Annotated in this window: 17 protein-coding genes and 4 pseudogenes; 7 read left to right on the top strand and 14 right to left on the bottom strand. The window is 56.8% G+C overall.

Going from position 1 to position 23,098, the window contains the following annotated elements; genetic code table 11:
- Positions 1–77: 77 nt before the first annotated feature.
- Positions 78–950, top strand: coding sequence for an energy transducer TonB (locus tag AC0V6Z_RS05115; protein ID WP_472640294.1), 873 nt, complete (start codon positions 78–80; stop codon positions 948–950).
- Here AC0V6Z_RS05115 and AC0V6Z_RS05110 read toward each other — a convergent pair.
- From AC0V6Z_RS05110 to AC0V6Z_RS05080, 7 genes and pseudogenes are all read right to left on the bottom strand, one after another.
- Positions 947–1,423: a flagellar biosynthesis repressor FlbT gene (locus tag AC0V6Z_RS05110; RefSeq protein ID WP_472640293.1), complete on the bottom strand. Its 477-nt coding sequence runs from the start codon at positions 1,421–1,423 to the stop codon at positions 947–949. The genes AC0V6Z_RS05115 and AC0V6Z_RS05110 overlap by 4 nt on opposite strands.
- A gap of 78 nt (positions 1,424–1,501) precedes the next feature.
- A complete protein-coding gene (locus tag AC0V6Z_RS05105; protein ID WP_472640850.1) occupies positions 1,502–2,725 on the bottom strand; it encodes a DUF445 domain-containing protein in 1,224 nt (407 codons plus the stop codon).
- A gap of 132 nt (positions 2,726–2,857) precedes the next feature.
- Positions 2,858–6,393 (bottom strand): annotated as a pseudogene (locus AC0V6Z_RS05100) (efflux RND transporter permease subunit).
- Positions 6,394–6,442: 49 nt separating this feature from the next.
- Positions 6,443–7,591, bottom strand: coding sequence for an efflux RND transporter periplasmic adaptor subunit (locus tag AC0V6Z_RS05095; protein WP_472640292.1), 1,149 nt, complete (start codon positions 7,589–7,591; stop codon positions 6,443–6,445).
- A gap of 217 nt (positions 7,592–7,808) precedes the next feature.
- A complete protein-coding gene (locus AC0V6Z_RS05090; protein ID WP_472640291.1) occupies positions 7,809–8,075 on the bottom strand; it encodes a GlsB/YeaQ/YmgE family stress response membrane protein in 267 nt (88 codons plus the stop codon).
- 163 nt (positions 8,076–8,238) lie between these two features.
- On the bottom strand, positions 8,239–8,538 hold the full coding sequence (sciP, locus tag AC0V6Z_RS05085; RefSeq protein WP_218316081.1) for a CtrA inhibitor SciP: 300 nt from the start codon (positions 8,536–8,538) through the stop codon (positions 8,239–8,241).
- Entirely contained in the window at positions 8,531–8,932 is a 402-nt protein-coding gene (locus AC0V6Z_RS05080; RefSeq protein ID WP_472640290.1) for a hypothetical protein, read from the bottom strand. Before AC0V6Z_RS05080 ends, sciP begins: the two co-directional genes overlap by 8 nt.
- Before the next feature lie 194 nt (positions 8,933–9,126).
- Here AC0V6Z_RS05080 and mnmA point away from each other — a divergent pair, with 194 nt between their 5' ends.
- Positions 9,127–10,293, top strand: a complete 1,167-nt coding sequence (gene mnmA, locus AC0V6Z_RS05075) for a tRNA 2-thiouridine(34) synthase MnmA (protein WP_472640289.1) — start codon at positions 9,127–9,129, stop codon at positions 10,291–10,293.
- Positions 10,294–10,310: 17 nt separating this feature from the next.
- Here mnmA and AC0V6Z_RS05070 read toward each other — a convergent pair whose 3' ends face one another.
- Complete coding sequence (locus AC0V6Z_RS05070; RefSeq protein WP_472640288.1) at positions 10,311–10,661, bottom strand: flagellar basal body-associated FliL family protein; 351 nt, start codon at positions 10,659–10,661, stop codon at positions 10,311–10,313.
- A gap of 35 nt (positions 10,662–10,696) precedes the next feature.
- On the opposite strand from AC0V6Z_RS05070, the pseudogene AC0V6Z_RS05065 reads away from it, so the two are divergent.
- Positions 10,697–11,852: pseudogene (locus AC0V6Z_RS05065) on the top strand (serine hydrolase domain-containing protein).
- Between the two features lie 46 nt (positions 11,853–11,898).
- Here the strand turns inward: AC0V6Z_RS05065 and AC0V6Z_RS05060 are convergent.
- The 3 genes from AC0V6Z_RS05060 to AC0V6Z_RS05050 form a co-directional block, all read right to left on the bottom strand.
- A complete protein-coding gene (locus tag AC0V6Z_RS05060) occupies positions 11,899–12,714 on the bottom strand; it encodes a PhzF family phenazine biosynthesis protein (RefSeq protein WP_472640287.1) in 816 nt (271 codons plus the stop codon).
- Positions 12,715–12,725: 11 nt separating this feature from the next.
- Positions 12,726–13,388, bottom strand: coding sequence for a pyridoxamine 5'-phosphate oxidase (gene pdxH / locus AC0V6Z_RS05055; protein ID WP_472640286.1), 663 nt, complete (start codon positions 13,386–13,388; stop codon positions 12,726–12,728).
- 283 nt (positions 13,389–13,671) lie between these two features.
- On the bottom strand, positions 13,672–13,878 hold the full coding sequence (locus AC0V6Z_RS05050; RefSeq protein ID WP_472640285.1) for a hypothetical protein: 207 nt from the start codon (positions 13,876–13,878) through the stop codon (positions 13,672–13,674).
- A gap of 250 nt (positions 13,879–14,128) precedes the next feature.
- Between AC0V6Z_RS05050 and AC0V6Z_RS05045 the strand changes: the two are divergent.
- The 3 genes and pseudogenes from AC0V6Z_RS05045 (at position 14,129) to fabI (ending at position 17,013) form a co-directional block, all read left to right on the top strand.
- Positions 14,129–15,102 (top strand): annotated as a pseudogene (locus AC0V6Z_RS05045) (DnaJ C-terminal domain-containing protein).
- A gap of 18 nt (positions 15,103–15,120) precedes the next feature.
- Entirely contained in the window at positions 15,121–16,161 is a 1,041-nt protein-coding gene (locus AC0V6Z_RS05040; protein WP_472640284.1) for a YihY/virulence factor BrkB family protein, read from the top strand.
- A 37-nt stretch (positions 16,162–16,198) separates the two neighbouring features.
- Positions 16,199–17,013, top strand: a pseudogene (fabI, locus tag AC0V6Z_RS05035) (enoyl-ACP reductase FabI).
- Between the two features lie 51 nt (positions 17,014–17,064).
- On the opposite strand, the gene wecC reads toward fabI, so the two are convergent.
- Together wecC and wecB are read right to left on the bottom strand one after the other, a co-directional pair.
- Entirely contained in the window at positions 17,065–18,330 is a 1,266-nt protein-coding gene (gene wecC, locus AC0V6Z_RS05030; protein WP_472640283.1) for a UDP-N-acetyl-D-mannosamine dehydrogenase, read from the bottom strand.
- A gap of 97 nt (positions 18,331–18,427) precedes the next feature.
- A complete protein-coding gene (gene wecB / locus AC0V6Z_RS05025) occupies positions 18,428–19,564 on the bottom strand; it encodes a non-hydrolyzing UDP-N-acetylglucosamine 2-epimerase (RefSeq protein ID WP_472640282.1) in 1,137 nt (378 codons plus the stop codon).
- Positions 19,565–19,850: 286 nt separating this feature from the next.
- Here wecB and AC0V6Z_RS05020 point away from each other — a divergent pair, with 286 nt between their 5' ends.
- Positions 19,851–21,770, top strand: coding sequence for a polysaccharide biosynthesis protein (locus AC0V6Z_RS05020; RefSeq protein WP_472640281.1), 1,920 nt, complete (start codon positions 19,851–19,853; stop codon positions 21,768–21,770).
- Between the two features lie 74 nt (positions 21,771–21,844).
- Here the strand turns inward: AC0V6Z_RS05020 and AC0V6Z_RS05015 are convergent, their stop codons facing one another.
- Positions 21,845–23,089, bottom strand: a complete 1,245-nt coding sequence (locus tag AC0V6Z_RS05015) for a hypothetical protein (protein WP_472640280.1) — start codon at positions 23,087–23,089, stop codon at positions 21,845–21,847.
- Between the last annotated feature and the right edge of the window lie 9 nt (positions 23,090–23,098).

Below are 23,098 nucleotides of genomic sequence, written 5' to 3'. Positions count from 1 at the left end.
CTGCATAAAGACTTAAGGTTGAAGCTAACCTCCGTCCCGTTATTGTGGGGCGGAGGTTTTGCTTTGTGGGGGCATATATGCGGTTAGGATTGAAAGTGTTGGTGGCGGCCGCTTTGGGTATCGGCGCCGCGAGTCCAGCGTATGCCAAGGCAGAGCCGGTCGTGCTTGAGCCAAGTTCCAAATGGAATGTTGATTTTGCCGCCGAGAAATGCCGCCTTGCCCGCGTGTTTGGCGATGGGGAGAACCGCCATGTCCTGTTCTTTGAGCAATGGGGACCGAAGGCAACCTTTGGCTTCACCGCATCAGGACCGGGCTTTGATCGTTTCCGTGCCTATAAGCCTGTCGATGTGAAATTCTCCAACGCCCAAGAGCCGCGTGAAACGCAGCCATTCATGGGCACAATCGAGAGCGTGGGCGACGCTATCATCTACTCCACAATGACACTTGAAGACCAAGATCAAGGCTACATGCTTGGCATCCTCCCACAGTTAAACACTGAAAAAGCAAGCTCCGTCGAATTCGTGGAGTTCAAGCAACGTAACCGAAGCGTGATGTTCAAAACGGGCGAACTCGGTGAAGTCTTCAAAGTGCTCAACCAGTGCACGCAAAGTCTTGTAAGCGAATGGGGACTGGACGTCGAGAAGCATAAGAGCGCTACAAAGGCCCCTGAATGGATAAACGAAGATGTGGTTGTTCAGAGAATTGCCGATAATTATCCAAGAACAGCGTTGCGCAAAGGCGAGCAAGGCATTGTCCGACTGCGTGTAAATGTCGACCGGAGCGGGAGCGTAACCAGTTGTGTCATCAACGAGACGACGCTCAACAAATCACTCGAATCCCCCGCATGCAAAGAGATGACCAAAGCGCGCTTTGAGTCGACCTTAGATGCCAATGGTGCGCCGATGGCATCGTACTATCTGACTTCGATCACATACAAAGTGAACAACTAAACCGTAACGTTCGATACGATCTGCTCCCGCCGCTTAGCAGGCGCCCTGCGGGAGCCGGGCGTGCGCTTCGCTTTGGTCGCGGTAACATCGGCCAATCGGCGCGCGCTCGCCAGCGCAGCCTCCGCATCGCCAGCGACCAGAGCCGCGGCGCAGGCTGCGCATTCTTTCTGCGACTGGTGGGTGCGATCCTGCGCTACAACCTCGCTAAGGGCGGCAAACAACTGGAAACGCCCAAGCTCAAAGGCTTGCGGTGTCGTGCAAGCCTCTAACGTCGCATAATACAGCGCATCCGCACTGCTAGAGCGTTCACGCTGACTGCGCCACAGCGCCCGGCCAGTGAGCACATAAGCACCTGATCCAACCTCAAGCTGGCACGCCCGCTGCGCAGTCACCAAAGCGCCATTGATCACCGCCTGCGCTCCGGCGGCGAGGGAGATCGTTTTTGGGGCAGGTGCTGGTTCTTGGATAGGCATGCACTGCTGCTAGCGCCTATTGCCAAACTGAGAACTGCGAGGGGCCTGCGTAATTCCCCGCAGGAGGCAAAGTTCTTCTTACATAAAGCCAATGATGAAATGGATCGTCATACCGACCAGCCCACCCACCAAAGTGCCGTTGATGCGGATGAACTGAAGATCGCGCCCGACCGCGCTTTCGATCCGCCCGGTAATCGTTGTCGCATCCCAACGTTTCACCGTGTCAGATACCAGAGTCACAATTTCACCGCCATAGCGGGTCGCAACGCCCACCAGAGTGCGCCGCGCGAAACGATTGATCTGAAGTTGTAAGCGCTCATCCCGTTTAAGCGCGCTGCCAAGCTCGGACAGGCCTTTACGCATTTCATTGCCAAGTTCGCTGTCTGCTTCACGCGCGCGGCGGATAAGTGACCTGCGGATGCGTTCCCACACGCCCATCCACCATTCGGCCACCGCCGGATTTTCGATGAGGTCGCGCTTCATGCTCTCGACCCGCTCACGGGTGTCGGGATCATGCTGCAAGTCTTGCGAAAGCTTCGCCAGTCCCTCTTCAATCTTACTGCGCAGTGGGTGTTCCGGGTCAACCAGAACCTCTGCCAGCAGTTTGTAGAGGCCGTCCAGCACAGAGCCAGAAATCCGCTCGTCAAGGCCGGTCCAGCGCAGCACCGCATTGGCGCGGGCATGGATCACCTCGCGCACCGTCTCTTCATTATCCTCCAGCGTCAGACCCGCCCATCGGATAAAGCCATCCATCAAAGGCATGTGGCGCCCATCGGCGATTGCGCTTTCGAGCATTCGGCCCACCAGCGGCGAAATATCAATTTTGGCAAATTGGTTGCCCAGCCCGCTACGCACTTGATTGCCGAGCCGGTCGGGATCGAGCGATTCGAGCACTTCAGCCAGCAATTCCGCCGCACCGCCAGTGATGCGAGAGCGCGGATCAGGGCCGTCCTCCGTGCGCGCCGGAGCCACCAGAAAATCGCCCACCGCGCGCGCGACATTCATGCCCGCCATGCGCCGCGCCACAACCGCCGGAGTCAGAAAATTCTCCTGGAGAAACTGCGCCATAGTGTCGGCGATGCGATCTTTGTTTTCAGGGATAATCGCCGTGTGAGGTATCGGCAGGCCTAACGGGTGGCGAAACAGAGCGGTGACCGCGAACCAATCGGCCAAGCCGCCGACCATTGCAGCCTCAGCAAAGGCATTCACATAGCCCCATGCCGGATGCAGTTCGACATAGGGATGCGTCGTAAAAAACAGCAGCGCCATCGCCGCAAGCAGCCCGGTCGCTGTCCAGCGCATACGCCGCGCACGGTCCTCGGTCAGCGCTTCACCGCCGAACTTTAGTGGAATTGGCTGAGCATCAGACATGGCCGCGTGCTTAGCATGCCGCTGGGATTTGCGGGACATTGGCTGGCATTAGCGCGAGATAACTCACTCGGCAGGCTCTGCCCCGGGCGGCAAGCGGGTTGCCGGAGTAGCCGAAGGCTTAGGCTCGCCGCCGACATCAGACGCTTCAGGCACCGCTTGGGTGTTGCTGCTATCTTCATCCCCGGGGCGATAGGTAAGGAAGCGTTGGCGCATCCAAGGCCCAGCGCGCCGCTCAAAGCTATCAGCCAAACTGAAACCAGCTGGAACGATCAGCAGCGTCAGGACCGTCGACAGGATCAGGCCGCCAATCACCACAACGCCCATGGGTTGGCGCCATGCGCCATCACCCGACAGCGACAGGGCCGTTGGCACCATGCCAGCGGTCATTGCGACTGTCGTCATCACAATCGGCTGCGCACGCTTATGGCCCGCCTCCATGATCGCTTTGAATTGATCGGTGCCGTCGGCCATTTCCTCAATCGCAAAGTCTATCAAGAGAATCGAGTTTTTCGACACAATTCCAAGCAAGAGCAGAATACCGATCATCACCGGCATAGAGAGCGGCTGACCCACGATCCAAACGAGGAAAATTCCGCCCAATGGCGCAAGGGCCAGTGATGTCATATTCACCAGCGGGCTCATCAAACGTTTATACAGCAATACCAGAACCGCAAAGACAAGCAGAACGCCCGCGAGGATTGCCGTGCTGAAGTTCTCAGCGAGTTCGTTCTCAACATCTGCTGCGCCAATGGAATCGCGGATGACGCCAGTTGGCAAGTCCAGCAGGGTTGGCAGCTGTTCAATCTGCGCATTCACATCGCCGCGTAGAAAGCCAGAGGCCAAGTCAGCGCCGATGAAAACACGGCGGTTCTGATTGTAGCGTTGAATAGAGGTTGGCCCCGAACCAAACGAGATATCAGCAATAGTGCCAAGCGGCACCGATCCGCCGCTCGCTGTCGGAACAGGCAGGTTTTCAAGTGTTGTCAAATCTTCGCGGGAAGAGGCTAGGCAATCGAACCGAAATCGGCACTTGGCGATCAGACAGTGAGAACTTCGCGGAGTTCTGCTCAATCTCGCCCATCGTTGCAATTCGGATGGTCTGGCTGAGCGCAACGGTTGATACACCTAGATCCGCAAGCAGTTCCTGGCGCGGACGGATGATAATTTCCGGGCGAGGGATGTCAGCACTGATACGCGGAGCAACGACCGAGTCGAGCTTTTGCATATCCTCGACGACCTGCGCAGCAGTGGCATTGAGCAAGGCCGGGTCAGAACCCGCCAACATAATGGTAAAGTCGCGGCCGCTGCCGCCGCCACCGGGCCCATTATCGTTTTGGAAACGCACACGCGCATCCGCAATACGGGCAAGCTCGGGAGCCAGGTCGCGGGTGAATTCGACCGAGGTTTTTGAGCGATCATCCTTCAGGGTGACGAACATAGTCGCCTCGCCTTCGCGCACCCGTTCTAGCGCCAGCTCCACATCATCTTGCGCATAAAGCAAGGCGGAAACCTGGTCGGTTACGCGTTCGGTATCCGCCAGCGTGGTGCCTGGGACCATTTCGATCTCAACCCGAACGTTCTCGTCATCAATGTCTGGAAACGCCTGAAACGGTGTTTGTTGCATCAACAAAACCGTCAACAGAAGGGCGAAATATCCAACACCGAGCATCCAAACTCTGTGGTCAAAGAAGCGCGCAGCCATGTACTTTACGCTGTGCGAGAACTGTCCGCTGCTAACGCGGCTGAGCAATTGAATGCATTTGAAAACCAGCCAACCGGCGAAGAAGCCGACCGCAAGTCCCAGGGTAAGGAACAGCAGTTCAAAGACCTTCGAAACCAGCCCGAATGCGAATGAGTTTGGATCACTGGAAACGAGCGCACCAACCTTGGCCGGAATTTCGAGGCCCGAAACAACGCCAAAGCTCATGAACAAGCCAAATGCCGTCGCAGCAAGCAACGCAAAGACCGTTAGTAGCAACGATAGAATGTAGAGCCAACGATGACGCGGAGCATCCACACCTTCGCGGCGCTCCAGCATCTTGGTCTTATCAAGCGACCAGTTGAGGACCCGCATATAACGGTCCATCCACTTGCCTTCGCCATGCGCGGCATGCCCTTCTGCGCGCAGGAAGTAGGCAGCAAGCATCGGCGTGATCATCCGCGCCACAGCAAGACTCATCAAAACCGCGATCACGACCGTTAGGCCGAAGTTTTTGAAGAACTGCCCGGTAATGCCCGGCATCAAGCCGACGGGGAAGAACACCGCGATAATGCAAAAGCTGGTCGCGACAACCGGCAGGCCAATTTCATCCGCCGCGTCAATTGATGCCTCATAGGCGGATTTGCCCATTCGCATGTGTCTGACGATATTTTCAATTTCAACAATGGCATCATCAACCAAGACCCCCGCGACTAGGCCCAGTGCCAACAAAGACATTTGGTTGAGGTTGAAGCCGATCAGATCCATGAACCAGAAGGTTGGGATCGCCGACAGTGGGATCGCGATCGACGAAATCATCGTCGCGCGCCAATCGCGCAGGAAGAAGAACACCACCACAACAGCCAGTACAGCCCCCTCCACCATGGCAGAGATCGAGCTAGTGTATTGGTCCTTCGTGTATTTGACGGTGTTGAACAGCGGGATGAATTTCACCCCGGGGTTCTCCGCCTCAATCTGATCGATGATGGTCAGCGCTTCTTCGTAGACGGTGACGTCAGATGCGCCTTTCGCGCGCGACATGAAGAAGTTCACGACCTCCTTATCACGCACCTTGCTGATCGTGGTCCGCTCAGAATAGCCATCACGCACGCGGGCCACGTCGGCCAGCTTGATCGACGTGCCATTGTTCAGACGGATCTGGCGCTGCGACAATTCGAACGCGCTTTCGGTATTGCCCAATACGCGCACCGATTGCCGCGCGCCGCCAATCTCAGCCATGCCGCCAGCCGCATCAACATTGTCGAGACGTAGCACTTGGTTGATTTGGCTGGCTGTGACGCCGAGCGCGGACAGCCGCGCCGGATCAAGAATGACCTCAATTTCGCGGTTTACCCCGCCCCAGCGGCCAGCCTCAGCCATGCCTTCGACAGACAGCAATTGTTTTGAAACGGTGTCATCGATGAACCAGCTGAGCTGTTCAATCGTCATATCGTCCGCTTCAACGGCGTAAATGCCGAGGAAACCGCGCGGCAATGTCGACCTTGCTAACCCGCGGTTCTAAAATCCCATCGGGCAGGTTCCCGCGCGTGCTATCGACCGCATTTTTAACCTCAGCAACGGCCACATTGGGGTCAATGCCTAGCTCAAACTCGACAAAAGTGTTTGAGCTGCCCTCACGCGCGGTCGAAGAAATGTTGCGAACGCCGCTAAGCGAACGCACAGCCGATTCGACTTGCTGGGTGATTTGGTTTTCGATCTCAGTCGGGGCCGCGCCGGGCTGAGAAATGGTGACGTTCACACCCGGAAACTCAATATCCGGGTTGTTCACCACATCCATTTTGTTGAAGCTGAGCAGGCCCGCCAAGAACATTGCGGTGAACGCAACCAGCGGGATCACTGGATTGCGGATTGACCAAGCAGAGATGTTCCGAAAACCCATGGCTATTAGCTATCCTCTAGCATTTTGGGCGAGACCGCTTCGCCTTCGGTCAGGAAGCCGCTGCGGCGCGCAGCACAATCTGCTCGCTGCCATTCAACCCTTCAGTCACGACGATGCCATCAGGCGTAACCATGCCGGTCTTGATCGCGCGCCGCTCCGCCTTCTTCTCGTCACTGACGATGTAGACATAGCTGCCTTCGCTATCGGCCAAGACAGAGCTCTCTGGCAAAATCGTGGCGACTACAGTGCCACTTTTGATTTCCGCCGTGGCAAAGCCGCCAGGCCGCAGTTCCGGCGCATAAGACAATGCGACGCGGGCGATACCTTGGCGGTTTTGCGGATCGATAACCGGGGAGACTTGCCACACTTGACCCGTGAAACTCTTGCTCGATCCGGTTGGAACAACAGTGGCCGCTACGCCCTGACCCAAAACTGCGATTTGTTCCTGACTCAGCTGAGCGAGCATTTCCATCTCGCCGCCACGCGCGATCCGGAACAGGCTTGGCGTGCCAGCAGAAACCGTTTGTCCCGGTTCAACATTGCGCTCAAGCAGCAGGCCCGCCGCCGGAGCGACGATATTGAGACGCGCGGCCCGCGCGCGCAGCTCACGCAATTGCGCCTCAGCCACTTGAACCCTGGCATTTGCAGAATCGCGGGTTGCGGTAAGGCGATCTACGTCAGCCTTGGAAACAAATCCGCGCTCAACCAATTGCAACGCACGGTCGAGATTGGCCTGGGCCAATTGCGCATCCGCCTTGGCAACGCCGATCTGGGCCGATTGCGCCTGAGCCTGCTGTGATTGGACCGAACGATCGATCACGGCTAGCACTTGGCCCTGACGCACCCAATCACCCGCATCCACTGGAACGGAGACAACTCGGCCGCCTTCGCCAACCACACCAACCGGCATCTCGCGCCGCGCGGCCAAAGTGCCGGGCGCAGAGATCACACCTTCTACAGTGGTTTTGCCCGGCGCAACCACGGTTACGACCGGCGCCTGAGCATTGTCATCGCCCGCCCCCACACCGTCGTCAGAGGTCAGCACTACATAGGCGGCAATGGCCAGTAGCAAGCCAATGATCCCGATCCCGATCAGCACCACTGGGCGCGACACGCGCGACTTATCCGCAGCGGCGCCAGACAAGTCCGTCGGCACGCTATCGGCAGCCTCTGCAGTGATGGAACTTTCGTAATTCATGGCTAAACCTCAAGTGTATCGCACAGGTGTGTTATACTCATAAGTCACCTTGTGCAATCCCTCATACGCCGCTGTAAGCTATCGGGCAATGCGCGGTTCGACTGATGACTTTGAGCATAGACGAGCGGCATGACGCATAAGTTCCTAAGCACACACGAAAAAGAGCGAGGCAGCCACCGCTACCCCGCTCCAATAATGCTATTTGACCGTGGCTCTTTTAGCGCACGCTGCCACGCTTGATCAGGTTAACAATGCCGAGCAGCACGACGGCGCCGACAACAGCAACGCCCAGACCGATCAATGAGAACTCTTGGACGCTACCGCTAATGCCCAAAAGCGGGCCAACGATTGCATTGCCGACCACCGAGCCAACACAGCCCACGACAATGTTCCAAAAGATGCCCATTGAAGCATCGCGGTTCATAACCAAGCTAGCGAGCCAACCGGCCACGCCGCCGACGATAAGAGCAATAATCCAACCCATAATGATCCCTCCTGAGGTTTTCTTTATCAGCAGCGATCCGGCCAAGGCGCGAATCCACTGCGTCCCGCGCTATTTAAAGCGCGAGAACGACAGGATGCTAGGAGGTTTTACAAGTTTGTGCGAATCTGGCCCCGGAAAAGGCTCAGGAGCGCGCGTCTAAAGGTCAGTATTTAAGCTGACGCTCGTAGAGGTCGCGGTAATGCTGAATGCGGGTCACCCGCAGGCCTTGCATGCCCGAACGATCAACCGCGCGCTGCCAAGATGCGAACTCTTCCAGAGTCAGCCCATAGCGCTCCAGCACTTCGTCAATGGTCAAGAGACCGCCGTTAACTGCAGCCACGACTTCAGCCTTGCGACGCACAACCCAACGCTTCGTTTTGGGCGAAGGCAAGTCATCAATTGTCAATGGTTCACCAAGTGGACCAATGACCTGCGCGGGGCGGATGTCCTGATTTTCAATCATTTATAGTCTCTCGATCGCCTCTTACCGCGTTCTCTTCGTGTTGAAGCCTTATAGTGGCTGAGGCTTTGCAACCCTCTAAATCAATAGGGTTAACGGGCCGTTCGCTTTCTCCAATCGCAGCAAAATAACTTGCTGCCGCATCTCCAAAGCTCGCGACGCTAACAGATCCATGAACCGCATCACGGCGCAATACGGCGCGAAGGTCATGCGCTGCGTTGATCCGTGCGGTCAGTTCATTCCATCCGATTGCACGCAGAGCATCGCCAGCCCGATCATCGTCCATGCCATTGGCACCGGCGTCGATCAGGGTCAGCGATGTCGGCACGGCGATACCAGCTGCGGCCAGCTCCGCCTGCATCTGAGCGCTGTGAATCGGTGAAACGTTTTCGAACATTCGCTCGTCTCTAAGGCAAGCATGTCAACATGAGGTAAAACTCACATTTACCTGCTCTTAGGACTATTGGCGGGTGCGCATTCAAGTATTCGCAAGTTCTCGCGGTGCGCGTTTCAGCCCGCCGCCCGGCCTTGGAGCGGGTCTCGCAAAGCACTGGAACCCGCAGCAAAGCGGGTGTAAAGGCGCCCTCTGCAATGACTGAAAACACAATTCTTGATGCCGGCCCGGTCTTCGAGCTCGATAGCACCGCCCTGTTCGACTTGCCGAAACCAGCGAGCGAATCGCGCATCGTCGTGGCGATGAGCGGCGGAGTCGATTCCTCTGTGGTCGCGGCATTGGCCGCGGACACAGGCGCGGAAGTGATTGGGATCACATTGCAGCTTTATGATTATGGCGCTGCGACGGGCCGCAAAGGCGCATGCTGCGCTGGTGATGACATTCAAGATGCCAGAGCGGTGTGCGACCGTCTGGGCATTGCCCATTACGTATTCGATCATGAAAGCGCCTTTCGCGAAGACGTCGTCGAGCAGTTCGCCGATGAATATCTGGCGGGCCGCACACCGGTGCCCTGCATCCGTTGCAATATGGGGCCTAAGTTCACCGATCTGTTTCGCATGGCGCGCGAGCTGGGCGCTGACTGCCTCGCCACCGGTCACTATGTCCGGCGGGTAATGGAAGGCGGCGGGCCGGAGCTTTACCGTGCGGTCGATCCTTCACGCGATCAATCCTATTTCCTCTATGCGACCACGCAGGAGCAATTGGACTATATCCGTTTTCCGCTGGGCGGTCTGCCCAAGACGCAGGTGCGCGAGCTTGCGGAAACGGCGGCATTGCGCAATGCGGCGAAGCCTGACAGCCAAGACATCTGCTTCGTCCCGGATGGCAATTACGCCAAGATCGTGAAATCGCTGCGGCCAGAAGGCGGCATCCCGGGCGGCATCGTGCACGCACAAACTGGCGAGACCCTGGGCATGCACAAGGGGATCGTCCATTTCACTGTTGGCCAGCGCAAGGGGCTGGATATCGGCGGACAGCCAGAGCCGCTCTATGTCGTTGGCCTGGACGCTGACAGCCGCGAAGTCCGCGTCGGCCCGAAAGTCATGCTGGCGGTGAGCGAGGCAAAGGTCATTGAGACCAACCGGATTGGCCCGCTGCCAGACGCTCCGCTGACCGCGAAGGTGCGCAGCCTTGCCAAACCTGTGCCGATTGAGCTGATCGGTGAGCTGGGCGATAGCGCGATCTGCTCCATCCGATTTGCCGAGCCAGAATTTGGCGTCGCGCCCGGCCAGGCCGCCGTGATCTATTGCGGAGAGAGAGTGGTCGGCGGTGGTTGGATCGATGGGACAACCGCGGCAGCTTAGAATTAGGTGATCTGCTTTCAGCCCTCCCACTTCTCCAACACACAACCATAGCCTTCGCGGTGGGTCGCGGTTGCATCGGTGATCAATGGGAAGCGCGCGGTTACGCTTTTCACCTCAACATTATCGACCAGAGTGATCAGCTCCATCCCGGCAAGCTTGTCTTTCTTGCAATCCTCCAGGCTGCGCCCCGCCACAAAACGGCATGAGCAGGCAATCCGTGCAGCGTAGGTCGTACCGGCGTTCGCATAGCCGCGCACCGGCTCGCGATAGACCCATGCAGTGACGGCCAAAGCGACAATGATGAGGAGGAAAAGCCACAGTCCCACTCGCGATGGTCGCTTGGCGCGCGGGCGCGTTGAATTTGCCATTGCTAAACAGTGATCCTTGGGGAATTGAGAGTCAAATGTCTGTGCGTCACATCCCCTCTAACGCTGCTCTTGCGCTTCTGTCAGCCCCTTTGATGCTGCTTTCTGCATGCGGCGACGCTCCGCCCGCTGGACCCGCACCGCTCAGCGACGAGGCCCTGGCCGCAGTCACTGAACAAGCTGGTGCCCCGCGCGAAGAGCTAGCCCGCGAGGTCGACGAATTGTTCAATGCCGAAGGGATCGGCGAGACCCGCGCCGTCGTAGTTGTGGCGGATGGAGAGCTCGCCGCAGAGCGCTATGGCGAGGGTTACGATGCAGAAACCCGGCATATCAGCTGGTCCATGGCGAAAACTGTAACAGCAGTAATGGTCGGCATGCTGGTTGCAGATGGGCGTTTGCGCCTGGACGAGGCCGCGCCAGTGCCCATGTGGCAGCGCCCCGGCGATCCGCGCGCAGAGATCACCTTGCGGCAATTGCTCCAGATGCGCAGCGGACTGCGCCATACTGAGGCTGGAGATCCGCCGTACGAGATCCTCTGAGGTGCGCATGCTGTTCCTCGATGGACGCGACGACATGGCGCGCTGGGCGAAGGAGCAACCGCTTGAGGCGGAGCCGGGTGAGACCTTCGAATATTCATCCAACACCACCGTGATCCTCGCCGATATCGCGACCCGCGCGCTGACCGAGAGCGATGATCCAGATATGCGGCGCAAGGCAGTGAGCGAGTATTTGAGTGAGCGTTTGTTTGACCCGCTCGGCATGGACTCAATGGTGCTGGAGTTCGACGCCTCTGGCACGATGATCGGCGGCAGCTTGATGCATGCCACCGCGCGCGATTGGGCCAAGTTTGGCGAGTTCCTGCGCGCCAAGGGCCGCGCGCCCAATGGCGAGCGCTTGGTCCCGCGCCGCTATGTCGAGGCGATGGTCACCCCTAGCCCAGCGAGCCCGCATTACGGCCTGCAAACCTGGCTCAACCGCCCGATGGGCGATGCAAGCGGCGGCCTTCCCCACCCGCTGTTTCCAGACCGCGCGCCCGCTAGCCTGTTTTCGCTGATCGGGCATATGGGTCAATATGTGCTTGTCTCACCGGAGCAGCGAGTGACTCTGGTCCGCCTCGGTCATTCCACATCGGAGGAACGCCCGCCGATGCTTGAACAAGCCGCCGATGTGCTGGCATTGTATCCCGTGCGCTAGTCACGCTGGCCTAGGGAGCGGGTGGCACAACACACGGACAAGACACTCAAACGTAGAACACACCCTCCGCCACGGTTACGCATGGCCCACCCAGCCAGACACGCTCCCCATCAAGCCGACAAGTTAGGTCACCGCCGCGCTCCGATGCCTGATGCGCGGTGAAGCTGTCGCGGCCCAACCGCTCGGCCCAGAACGGCGTCAGCGCTGCGTGAGCCGAGCCGGTTACGCTGTCCTCATCCACGCCTGCACCGGGCACAAACACCCGGCTCACAATGTCGCTGTTGTCGCCCGGCGCTGTGCAATCGAACTGGTCCACGCCCAGAGCGCCTAACGCTTTCAGGTCAGGCTTCAGTGCTCGGACCTGCGCTTCATTTTCATAGAGGAAGATATTGTAAAGCGTGTCATTACGATGGACGAGCAGCGGCTCTGCGCCGAGCATCCTGACCGCCTCCGGATGCGGACGAGGCTCGGTCCGGATCGCGGGTAGCGCCACTTCGTAGCCCTCGCCTGCCCGCTTAACCTCAAGAATGCCTGACTTGCGCGTGCGGAAGGTGACGGCATCGCGCCCGCCGTTCTCGCCTCCCCATTCGTGATGAGACAGCAGCACGTGACCAGCCGCCAAGGTCGCGTGGCCGCACAGCGCGATCTCATAGGTTGGCGTGCACCAGCGCAGCTCCCAATCTGCTTCACCAGTCTCATCGCGCACCACAAAGGCGGTTTCCGCGAACATGTTCTCACCGCCAATTTTGACGAGCACATCATCCGGCAGCCACTCATCCAGAACCATGACCGCAGCCTGATTGCCGCCAAAGGCGTCAGCTGCGAAGGCGTCAACATGCCAATAGGGTATTGTCTGCGTCATTACGTGGCCCCTTACGGATAGAGCAGTGTGTCGGACCAGCCGCCCGCTGGCATGCGCTCAAACAGGCGGCGGTCATGCAGGCGATTGTCGCGGTCGAGCCAGAACTCAATCCGGCTGGGCACCAGCGTAAAGCCAGTCCAATGCGCCGGACGCGGCACTATTCCGTCTGCCTCGTGCTCCTCGCGCAATTGCTCAACACGATCAACATAGGCCTGCCTATTGGGGAGCGGGCGTGACTGCTCACTGGCGGCAGAGCCAACCTGGCTCTTGAACGGGCGCGAGTGGAAGTAGGCATCGGCGCGCTCAGGCGTCACCTCGTAAAGGCGCCCTTCGATACGGATTTGGCGGCGCTGGCTCTTCCAATGAAACAGCATGCTCGCCTGAGCATTGGCGAGAATTTCGCTGCCTTTTCGGCTTTGTGTATTGGTGTAGAAGGTGAAGCCGCCGCCTCCGATCTCGGCCGGTGCATCCTGCGGCCCATGCTCTTTCAGCAAGACCATCCGGACCGATGGCGCAGCATCAGCGCTCGCAGTCGCTATTGCCACCGCATTGGGATCGTTCGGCTCGCTCGCTTTGGCAAGCGCAAACCAATCGTCGAACAGGGCGTAGGGATCCGCGCCAGAGGGGATCGCGCTATCCGCCAATTGCGCTGCATTCAAAGCCATATCACTCATTGCACTTCCCACTCGCTTCACCGCACCTCAGCCACGCTTGGAACACCTGGAACACTGTCCAGAGGCAAAAACCTCTCGGCCTCGCCAGTCTAGAAACAGTACCACTTCGCATGGCAATCATGTGGGATGTTTGGGCCATCATGCAACGAGAATTACAGCCCCGCACGCAAGTAGGAAAGCGCAATGCCGCAAAGGCGCGAAACGCGCTTCTCATACGCAAATGAAAACGGCCCGACTTCCGCAATGGAGGCCGGGCCGACAATCTTTAAAACGCTAAAGCGTGTTATGGACTAACTGGCGCATCATCGTCGTCAGCAAAGGCGAAAACACCAATTGCGATAATACCAGCAATCAAGCCAGCAGCCACAATACCAGCGCTGCCGCCGCCCAGTTCGCTTTCAGCTTCTACCGGTGCAGCAACCTGCGCCATCACTGGCGCGCTTGCCAGGCCGAGAACAGCCAAAGCTGCAAAAACATTCTTCTTAACCATCTGAGTGACCCTCATTTAGAAATAACGAAACTGCTATTGTGCAACTTACATTACAATATAGTGAATGGTGGTTAACATTCACTTGGTCGACTCGTTTTCTATTGTCTTTCATCGCAATAAATGCACGGCCCAGTGAAATTCAGCACTTACATCAAAAAGGTAGGCCAAGCGCCATGCGCCTCTGGCATCACTCGGGACAAGCGCACGTCCACGCTTGCGCCGGGGGACTGTTACACTTAGCTAATACGCGATGGCTGACCCGTATAGCACCCTTGGCATTGCCCGCACCGCCTCCGAAAAGGAGATAAAGAGCGCATATCGCAAGCTCGCCAAAGAGCTTCATCCTGACCGCAACAAGGACAATCCCAAAGCCTCGGAGCGCTTTTCCGATGCGACCAAGGCGTATGATCTGCTGTCTGACAGCGCCAAACGTGCCCAGTTTGATCGCGGCGAAATTGATATGGAGGGCAACCCCACAAACCCCTTTGGCGGGTTCAGTGGCGGCCCGGGCGGCGGATTTGGCGGCGGCGGACGGCGCAGCTACAGTGCGGATGACCTTGGCGGGTTCAGCCCAGACGATATGGACCTTGGCGATCTGTTCGAAGGCCTGTTTGGCGGTGGAAAGCCGCGCGGCGGCCCCGAGGCGGAATGGGCGGCGGGCAAAGGCGTGGCGGATTTGGCGCACGCCCCACGCCTCCACCTAAGAAAGGCGCAGACATTCAATATCGCTTGGCTGTTCCCTTCATTGATGCCGCCGCGGGCGTGGACCAACGCATCACTCTGACCGATGGCAAGACGATTGATCTGAAATTGCCCGCTGGCGTCGAAGACGGCACACAGATGCGCCTGAGGGGCAAGGGTCACGATGGCTCCGGTGGCAAAGGCGACGGTCTGGTGATTGTCGAGGTCGGCAGCCACCCGTTCTTCCGCCGCGATGGCGATCATATCCGCATGGACTTGCCGCTTACTCTGGATGAGGCGATCCGCGGCGCAAAGGTCAAATGCCCGACGGTCGATGGTCCGGTGATGCTGACTATCAAGCCCGGCACCAATGGCGGCACAATTATGCGATTGGGCGGTAAAGGCTGGACCAAAAAAGGCGGTAAGCGCGGCGATCAATTGGTGACGCTGGAGATCCAATTGCCCGAAGATCTTGATGCCCTGTCCGACAAGATCGGCGATTGGAGCGATCCAGACAAACCGCGTGAGAAATTTGGCCTGTGATCATTAGGTCGTAAACTCATGCGCGCGCAGTCAGGCCTCCCCGATCACAACATACGCGAGGTGCGCTCGCTCTCTCCAGAGGCGCGCCGCGCCTGCCTCAACGCTCAGGCTGACACTCAAGGGCTGATGAGCACCGACGAGGCACCTCTATCAGTGCGCGGCAAAGTATTGGGCGTGCTTGGTCCGGGCTCACGCGCATTCACAGTCGTGAAACGGACCGTAATCGGCACATATAATGATGGCTTTATCCACGCCGGGAATCTTGCCTATCTGTCCATGCTGGCCATTTTCCCGTTCTTTATCCTTGGCGCGGCTTTGTTTGAGCTGGTTGGCGGCGAGGGAAACAGCGCTGGGTTGATCGCAACCGTCCTTAACGCGATGCCGCCGATCGTCGCTGACACTATCGCGCCGGTCGCCAACAATACGATGGGCGCGCGCAGCGGCTGGTTGTTGTGGATTGGCGCCGGGATTGCGCTGTGGACGGTATCCAGCCTGGTTGAGACCATTCGCGACATTCTGCGCCGCGCCTACGGCACGGTCGCCAGCCATGCGTTTTGGAAATACCGCCTGCTGTCCGCCGGATTGATACTGGGCGCGGTCGTGCTGCTGATGGTTTCGCTCTTTGCGCAGGTCGCAATTGGCGCGGCCCAGCAGGTGATCGATGCGCGCTTCCCGCAATTGACCGAGGCGGTGGGCACTTTGCGCCTGTCGCGCATTATCCCGGCCTTTGGCCTGTTCGGCTCGCTCTATTTGCTGTTCTACACGCTGACCCCGGCCGCCTACCGCACAAAGGCGTATCCCAAATGGCCCGGCGCTTTGTTCACCGCTGCCTGGTGGCTGGGCGTCTCCAGCGCGCTGCCACCGATCCTACGCAGCTTTTTCACCTACAATCTCACCTACGGCAGTTTTGCCGGGATCATGATCGCGCTTTTCTTTTTCTGGCTGGTGGGGCTAGGGCTGGTGATCGGCGCGGAATTGAATGCGGCCCTTGCAGAGCCTGACAGTGACAGCAGGCCTGTGGGCGAAGACGGCGGCGCGCAAGACGCAGTGAAAGAGTGACGAGGAGGATGCAATGGGAACGGCTGGTCAGGGTCTGATGCAGGGCAAGCGCGGGCTGATTATGGGCCTGGCGAATGACAAGTCGATTGCCTGGGGCATTGCCAAGCAACTGGCTGAGCAAGGCGCTGAGCTGGCATTTTCCTATCAAGGTGATGCGCTGGCAAAACGTGTTATACCGCTTGCTGAACAGCTCGGCAGCGACTTTGTGTTTGAGTGCGATGTGTCGGATATGGCCTCGCTCGATAGCGCCTTCGACACACTCAAACAGCGCTGGGACACGCTGGATTTCGTGGTGCATGCAATCGGCTTTTCCGACAAATCGGAACTGCGCGGCAAATATGTCGACACCAGCCTCGATAACTTCCTGATGACGATGAACATCTCGGCCTATTCGCTGGTCGCCGTTACCAAGCGCGCGGCAGAAATGATGCTGCCATTGCAAGAGGATGGCTCTGGGGGCGGCAGTATTCTGACGCTGACGTACTATGGCGCGGAAAAGGTCATCCCGCATTACAACGTGATGGGCGTGGCCAAGGCGGCGCTGGAGACCAGCGTGCAATATCTCGCCAATGATCTGGGGCCAGCTAGGCATCCGGGTGAACGCGATCAGTGCGGGACCGATTAAAACGCTGGCTGCAAGCGGGATTGGTGATTTCCGCTATATCCTTAAATGGAATGAGTATAATGCGCCGCTGCGCCGCAACGTCACCATCGACGAGGTTGGCGGATCAGCGCTCTATTTCCTGTCCGACCTATCCAGCGGCGTAACCGGCGAGGTCCAGCACGTGGACGCTGAGCTATCACGTGGTCGGCATGAAACAAGAAGACGCGCCCGATATTACTGTGTCTTAGGGGGCGCTGAGGGACTGCGATGTGACAAGGCGCGGCGACTGGCAATAGCCCCTAAGGCTGGTCAGGCCATATCCCGCGCGTATCATAAACCTGTTTTTGCGCACGTTCCGCCAAGGGCACAGATTTGAAAAGATCGTGGTCGACCAGCACGATCATCACATCGCATTCTTCAATCGCGGTATCGATGTCACAAAGCCGCGCGTCTGTGCCCATAAGCTCGGGCGGAAGTTCAGCGATATATGGTTCAACAATATAGACACGCTCTCGATATTCGCGGGCCAAAGTAGACGCCACCAGCCGAGCAGGGCTCTCTCGCAGATCGTCAATATTGGCTTTGAACGCCAAGCCTAGGCAGGCAATTTTTGCGTTGGGATTGGCTTTGACGAGAGCTTGCGCTTGAGCGATCACATGATGAATCTTGCCGTCGTTGACGTGCCGCGCAGTTCGGATGAGCGGACTTTCATCAGGTGCACCGTTCACGATGAACCACGGATCCACCGCAATGCAATGCCCGCCCACACCAGGCCCAGGTTGCAGGATGTTTACGCGTGGATGGCGATTGGCAAGCTTTATAACCTCCCAAACATCCAAATTCATCGCGTCAGAAATCATCGAAAGTTCATTGGCAAATGCAATGTTCACATCGCGGTAGGCATTTTCTACCAGCTTCGTCATTTCAGCAGAGTTAGCATCCGTCGTGACGCATGCGCCGCGCACGAAACGTTTGTAAAAGGCCAGCGCTTTACGAGCGCAGCGCGGCGTAATACCGCCAATGGAGCGATCATTATTGATCAGTTCTTCCAGAATTCGCCCAGGCAAGACGCGTTCTGGACAATAGGCAATCGCGATATCCGGCGTGCTCTCGCTTAGGCCCGGCATCGCTAGATCAGGACGCTTCGCTGCGATCAGATCGCGGATTTTCTCTGTTGTATTCACAGGCGAGGTGGACTCGAGAATGATCGTGTCGCCTCCCTTAAGGACCTTCGCCACCTCTTCTGCAGCCGATAGCACATAAGAAATATCCGGCGTATGCGAGCCATCTTTGGCAAATGGCGTCGGCACCGCAATCACAAACACGTCCGAGCTCGCGACTTCTGTCGACGCCTTCAGAAACCCTCGTTGAACCACGCCTTGGACCAAGCCGTCCAGATCGACTTCTTCGATATGAATTTCGCCGCGGTTAATCGTATCGACCACCGCCGATGACACATCCACCCCGTGCACATGCATGCCCGTACGGGCAATAACGGCTGCGGTGGGCAATCCAATGTATCCTAGGCCAATAACACAGACTGTAGGTTGATCATTGCCGCGCATGAAAGAGTTTGCCTCAAAACTAAAATCAGTGAGAGGTCATTGGAGCAAACAGGTAAATTTAGCGGTAACGATACTCTTTGAACATCGCACTACCGGCCTAAGAGTGCTCTTTTAGGAGCAATTGCGCAATCCGCGCGCTGCTGCGCCCGTCGCCAAACGGGTTGTGCGCCTGCGCCATCGCCGCATAGACGGCGGGATCATCCAGCAATGCAGTAGCCGCCTCAACAATAGCCTTACGATCGGTCCCCACCAGCTTTGCAGTCCCCGCTGCAACGCCTTCTGGACGTTCGGTGGTCTCCCGCATCACCAGCACGGGCTTGCCAAGCGCAGGGGCCTCTTCCTGAACCCCGCCGCTATCGGTCAGCATGATGTCTGCCAGCTCAAGCAAATGCACGAAGTGCGGGTAATCGAGCGGTTCGATCATCGCGACATTGGGCAAACCCTGAAGTTCCTGGTCCATCACAGCTCGCACGTTGGGGTTCGGATGGACCGGAAAGATCAGCGCGGTGTCATCACGCTGTGCCAAGTCGGCAATTGCCCCAGCGATATTCTCCAACCCTCCGCCAAAGTTTTCACGCCGATGACTGGTCACTCCAATAATACGCTTGCCAGCAAATCGCTGCTTCAGCTCATCCAAACCGCTGACGAGGCCGGGATTATCAGCAATACGCTGCGTCACCCAGTGCAAGGCGTCGATCACAGTATTGCCTGTAATGTGAACCTGCTTCTCAGGGACGGCCTCTCGCATCAAGGCCTCAGCCGAGGTTTGTGTTGGCGCAAAGTGCAAATTTGCAATGGTACCGATCATCTTGCGGTTCACCTCTTCCGGCCATGGGTGATAGATGTTGTAGCTGCGCAGACCCGCCTCGACGTGGCCAACCGGGATTTTCCGGTAATAGGCGGCAAGTGCTCCGACCATCGCGGTCGCCGTATCTCCTTGGACGAGCACGCGGTCAGGCTTGACCTCGTCCATCACGCCGCCAATTTTCAGCAAGAGCCGCGATGTTAACGCATCAAGTGTCTGATCAGGCTGCATGATATCAAGATCAAAGTCGGGCGTAATCTGACCAATCTCGAGGACCTGATCAAGGATCGCGCGGTGCTGCGCTGTAACACACACAATCGGTTCTAAACCGCCGGTCGCTGACAAAGCATGGACGACCGGAAATAGCTTAATGGCCTCTGGCCGCGTGCCAAAGATGACGAGAACTTTGGGGGCAGTTTCTTGGGCCAAATCAGTGCTCTTTGCTTTGTCTTTTAGGTTCTACGGGCGAACGCGCTCTATCACAGTTCCAGGTAAACAATCACCTAGTGATCGCTCAAAAATTGCGCAGTGCATGGCGGAATACTTCCTAGAAAAGACGAATACCCACATAAGCACCTTGTTGAATGAGCGCTGCTTTAATTTAGCTGGGCGAGAATCGACCGAAAGCATTGACACGTCAATTTATTGCAGCTTGGGCGACTGAGGTATAAGCACGCCAAATCCTAGAAAAGCGAGCGAGCCAAGCGTAAACCTCATGCAAATATTGATCACCATAGTTGTCGGCATGCTTGAAAAGATGTCACAATGGTCACGCGCTCGAAAGCGAACCATGGTGTTCACTCAAGACCTGGTCTTGCTCGTTTTGTCAGTCTGGATTGCCTATTCACTTCGTGTTGGGCAATGGGAGTTATTTTCGGACCCTATCCTCCGATTGCTCGCGGGCGGTGTTGCGCTAATGGTGCCGATCTTTTGGTCGTCGGGCGTTTACAACACTATCTTCCGGTATGCTGGTGTGGGCATGATGCGCACGCTTGCTCCCCCGTTCTCAATTTACACGGCCGCGATGTTCGGTGCATTCATGGTCTTTGGCTTTGCCGGTGTGCCTCGAACCATGGGTTTGCTTCAGCCGCTTACATTCTTTCTCTTGGTGGTTGGTTCACGGATCGCTGCACGCTATTTCTTTATCGACATCTTGGAGCGCGGAAACACCCAAGGTGAAGTGCGCAAAGTTCTGATCTACGGAGCTGGGCGTGCCGGACAGCAACTCGCGAGTTCCATCCGTTCTGATCCGCTTATGCAAACGGTTGGATTTATCGATGATGATATCCGGTTGGTCGGGCAACGGCTCGACGGTGCTCTCGTGTTTGCTAGCAGCAGGTTAAGCGTCCTGATCGAGCGCAGACAGATTACGGATATTCTTCTCGCTCTGCCGCGCATTTCACGTCAACGGCAACAAGAGATATTGCGGTATTTGCGAGAATTTGACGTGGATGTGAAAATTTTACCGCGGGCTCGGGATATAGTGGACGGCCAAATCTCATTGAGTGACATTCGGCCAGTCGAGATTGACGACCTGTTAGGCCGCGAGCCTGTTAAGCCCAACGAGCTACTACTCAGTCGCACGATCGTCGGAAAAACGGTTTTGATCACAGGAGCTGGCGGGTCGATCGGAAGCGAACTCTGTCGTCAAGCAGTCGAGATTGGCGCACGGCGGCTCCTGCTGTTCGATCAGAATGAGTTTGCTCTTTATAGCATCGACGATGAACTGCATGCTCAGCAACCAATCGCCCAAGCTGTCCCCTGCGACATCATCCCGCTTTTGGGCTCAGTCACCAATCCTGAGCGATTGGCATATATATTTGCAAACTATGACATTGATACCGTCTACCATGCCGCTGCATACAAGCACGTGCCGTTGGTCGAAGCCAATCCGCTCGAGGGAGCTCGCAACAATATTTCCGGAACATTGGAAGTGATGAAAGCGGCCAGCCGTTCGGGCGTTAAGAGCTTTACTTTGGTCAGCACTGACAAGGCAGTCCGTCCAACCAATGTTATGGGAGCAACAAAGCGCACGGCCGAACTGGTAGTGCAAGCGTTTGCTGAAGAGCAAAGTGATATGTGCTGCTCAATGGTACGATTCGGAAACGTTTTAGGATCCAGCGGATCGGTGGTCCCTCGCTTCAAAGCCCAGATCGCGGCAGGAGGTCCAATCACTCTCACAGACAAGGCCATTACCAGGTTTTTCATGACCATCCCAGAGGCGGCCAATCTGGTGATCCAAGCGGCTGGTATGGCAAAGGGCGGAGAAGTTTTCCTGTTGGACATGGGACAGCCGATAAAGATTTATGACCTTGCTCGAACAATGATCGAGCTGTCCGGCTTAAAGGTCTGTGATGAAGATAATCCAGAAGGCGACATTGAAGTACAAGAGGTAGGCCTGCGGCCAGGCGAAAAACTGTTCGAAGAATTGTTAATTTCAGACGAAGCTCAAGCCACTAATCACACCCGAATTTTCAAAGCTCACGAGAACTTCCTTTCGTGGCCAGAAATCAATGAAGTCGTTGAACAATTGGGACAATTAGAAGAGGGCCAAGACTTGATTGCACTGCTGCGTCGGGTGGTTCCAGAGTTTACTTTTAAAGGCGATAACCCTGCCGCGAAATCCGGAACATAAGGCGGTATTGGATCATATTGCTTGTGACCAACAAGTCACACGATCATCGACTTGCTAACGGAACGAAAACATTCCTAGATTCTGGCACGAATTGTTGAGCTGCTCTGAACTTTAACACTCTCAATTTTGCCCTTAATCGCAGGCCGCCCAGTGAAAGAACGTCCGTGGATTCGGATTGTCATAAATTGGCAATCTTGTGGCATGTCATTCAAACTGACGCCGCGGCGGAGATCAGCGAAACTGCGGTCAACAAACGGCGTTCTGCCGGGATCGCAGTATAGACGCAGTCGAATAGCCTCCAACTGATCTTTAGGTTCAATCGAGTGAGCAATTTGGAGCACGCTAAGCGAGCGTGGTCTAGGAATTGTCCGCGACATCAACACTCCGCCACTGCCAGATCGAACAAAGACCTCCACAGCACTCTCATCTCGACTGAGCTGAGCTCGTAAGTCCTTACTGTCGGCAAAGCGCCAATCGAGGGGAGCGTACATTGTCGGCCATTCGCCTCTTTGCACAACGCGTTTGGTATCTCGAACCCACTCAAGGTGCGCTTGCGCCTCAGCCACAAAGCCACGTGCGACCAACCGATCGATCAGCAGCTGGTCCAAAGCATCACTTTGATAGGAAATTTGTTGGCTGAGCAAGGCCGCGTTGACTACCGCATTAGGATCAGCAGCAGCTATCTGCAAAAACTGCTGATGCCAGGTCGAATTATTTCGAAATGCAAAAGCAAAAACAGAGACTCCGTCGGGGTTTGATAATGCTTGCCTCAATGCCGGACCGAACTCGGCCAAACGCTCTGGATGCACTCGCAATATTTGGTCAAGCGTCTCAACAAACCGTGGCACATTATCGTCTCTACCGTGCTGGTCCAGTGCAACACCTTGGAGAGAGAGTGAGCGACGATGTAGCTTTATTGCCGACGTCAAAAACGCGCGTCGCGATGTATCGCTATTTTGTACCAGTGCAATAAGCGCCAACGCGCTTGGATTGATTGGATCGCTCTCAAACGCTTTGTGTGCGAGCGGCAGCAAATCACGCGCTTCTGTTCTCAGTTTGGAAATTTCCATCCCGATAGCCGATACGTTTTGCTCTTGAACTTGATCACCTTCGTCCGATTGCCGTCCTCCCTGCCTTTCAGCCAGCCTTTGCATTGCTAACCGGCTCATAGCTGCGCCATTGCTAGGATTGAGCTGAAGCGACAATGCCGGATTAGAGCGTAACAAAACCCCGCTTGCCGCCTGCAGCGCCAAAAGAACCGCAAGTACAATCCCCAAAACACTGATCGGTAGCAAGCGCTCCCAACGCAAGTTGTTCATAGCGATGAT

Source organism: Erythrobacter sp. SN6-5 (assembly GCF_057364945.1).
Note: the sequence above shows the minus strand (reverse complement) of the source record. Positions and strands in the feature narration are given on the sequence as shown.

What these genes read in the sequence shown, in the direction of transcription:
- AC0V6Z_RS05090 (WP_472640291.1), bottom strand. Translation starts at nt 8,075, where the DNA reads ATGGGTTGGATTATTGCTCTTATCGTCGGCGGCGTGGCCGGTTGGCTC.
- AC0V6Z_RS05070 (WP_472640288.1), bottom strand. Translation starts at nt 10,661, where the DNA reads ATGGCAAATTCAACGCGCCCGCGCGCCAAGCGACCATCGCGAGTGGGA.
- mnmA (WP_472640289.1), top strand. Translation starts at nt 9,127, where the DNA reads ATGACTGAAAACACAATTCTTGATGCCGGCCCGGTCTTCGAGCTCGAT.
- AC0V6Z_RS05110 (WP_472640293.1), bottom strand. Translation starts at nt 1,423, where the DNA reads ATGCCTATCCAAGAACCAGCACCTGCCCCAAAAACGATCTCCCTCGCC.
- wecC (WP_472640283.1), bottom strand. Translation starts at nt 18,330, where the DNA reads ATGCGCGGCAATGATCAACCTACAGTCTGTGTTATTGGCCTAGGATAC.
- AC0V6Z_RS05060 (WP_472640287.1), bottom strand. Translation starts at nt 12,714, where the DNA reads ATGACGCAGACAATACCCTATTGGCATGTTGACGCCTTCGCAGCTGAC.
- AC0V6Z_RS05105 (WP_472640850.1), bottom strand. Translation starts at nt 2,725, where the DNA reads ATGCGCTGGACAGCGACCGGGCTGCTTGCGGCGATGGCGCTGCTGTTT.
- AC0V6Z_RS05080 (WP_472640290.1), bottom strand. Translation starts at nt 8,932, where the DNA reads ATGTTCGAAAACGTTTCACCGATTCACAGCGCTCAGATGCAGGCGGAG.
- AC0V6Z_RS05050 (WP_472640285.1), bottom strand. Translation starts at nt 13,878, where the DNA reads ATGGTTAAGAAGAATGTTTTTGCAGCTTTGGCTGTTCTCGGCCTGGCA.
- AC0V6Z_RS05095 (WP_472640292.1), bottom strand. Translation starts at nt 7,591, where the DNA reads ATGAATTACGAAAGTTCCATCACTGCAGAGGCTGCCGATAGCGTGCCG.
- AC0V6Z_RS05040 (WP_472640284.1), top strand. Translation starts at nt 15,121, where the DNA reads ATGCGCGCGCAGTCAGGCCTCCCCGATCACAACATACGCGAGGTGCGC.
- pdxH (WP_472640286.1), bottom strand. Translation starts at nt 13,388, where the DNA reads ATGAGTGATATGGCTTTGAATGCAGCGCAATTGGCGGATAGCGCGATC.
- AC0V6Z_RS05015 (WP_472640280.1), bottom strand. Translation starts at nt 23,089, where the DNA reads ATGAACAACTTGCGTTGGGAGCGCTTGCTACCGATCAGTGTTTTGGGG.
- AC0V6Z_RS05020 (WP_472640281.1), top strand. Translation starts at nt 19,851, where the DNA reads ATGCAAATATTGATCACCATAGTTGTCGGCATGCTTGAAAAGATGTCA.
- AC0V6Z_RS05115 (WP_472640294.1), top strand. Translation starts at nt 78, where the DNA reads ATGCGGTTAGGATTGAAAGTGTTGGTGGCGGCCGCTTTGGGTATCGGC.
- sciP (WP_218316081.1), bottom strand. Translation starts at nt 8,538, where the DNA reads ATGATTGAAAATCAGGACATCCGCCCCGCGCAGGTCATTGGTCCACTT.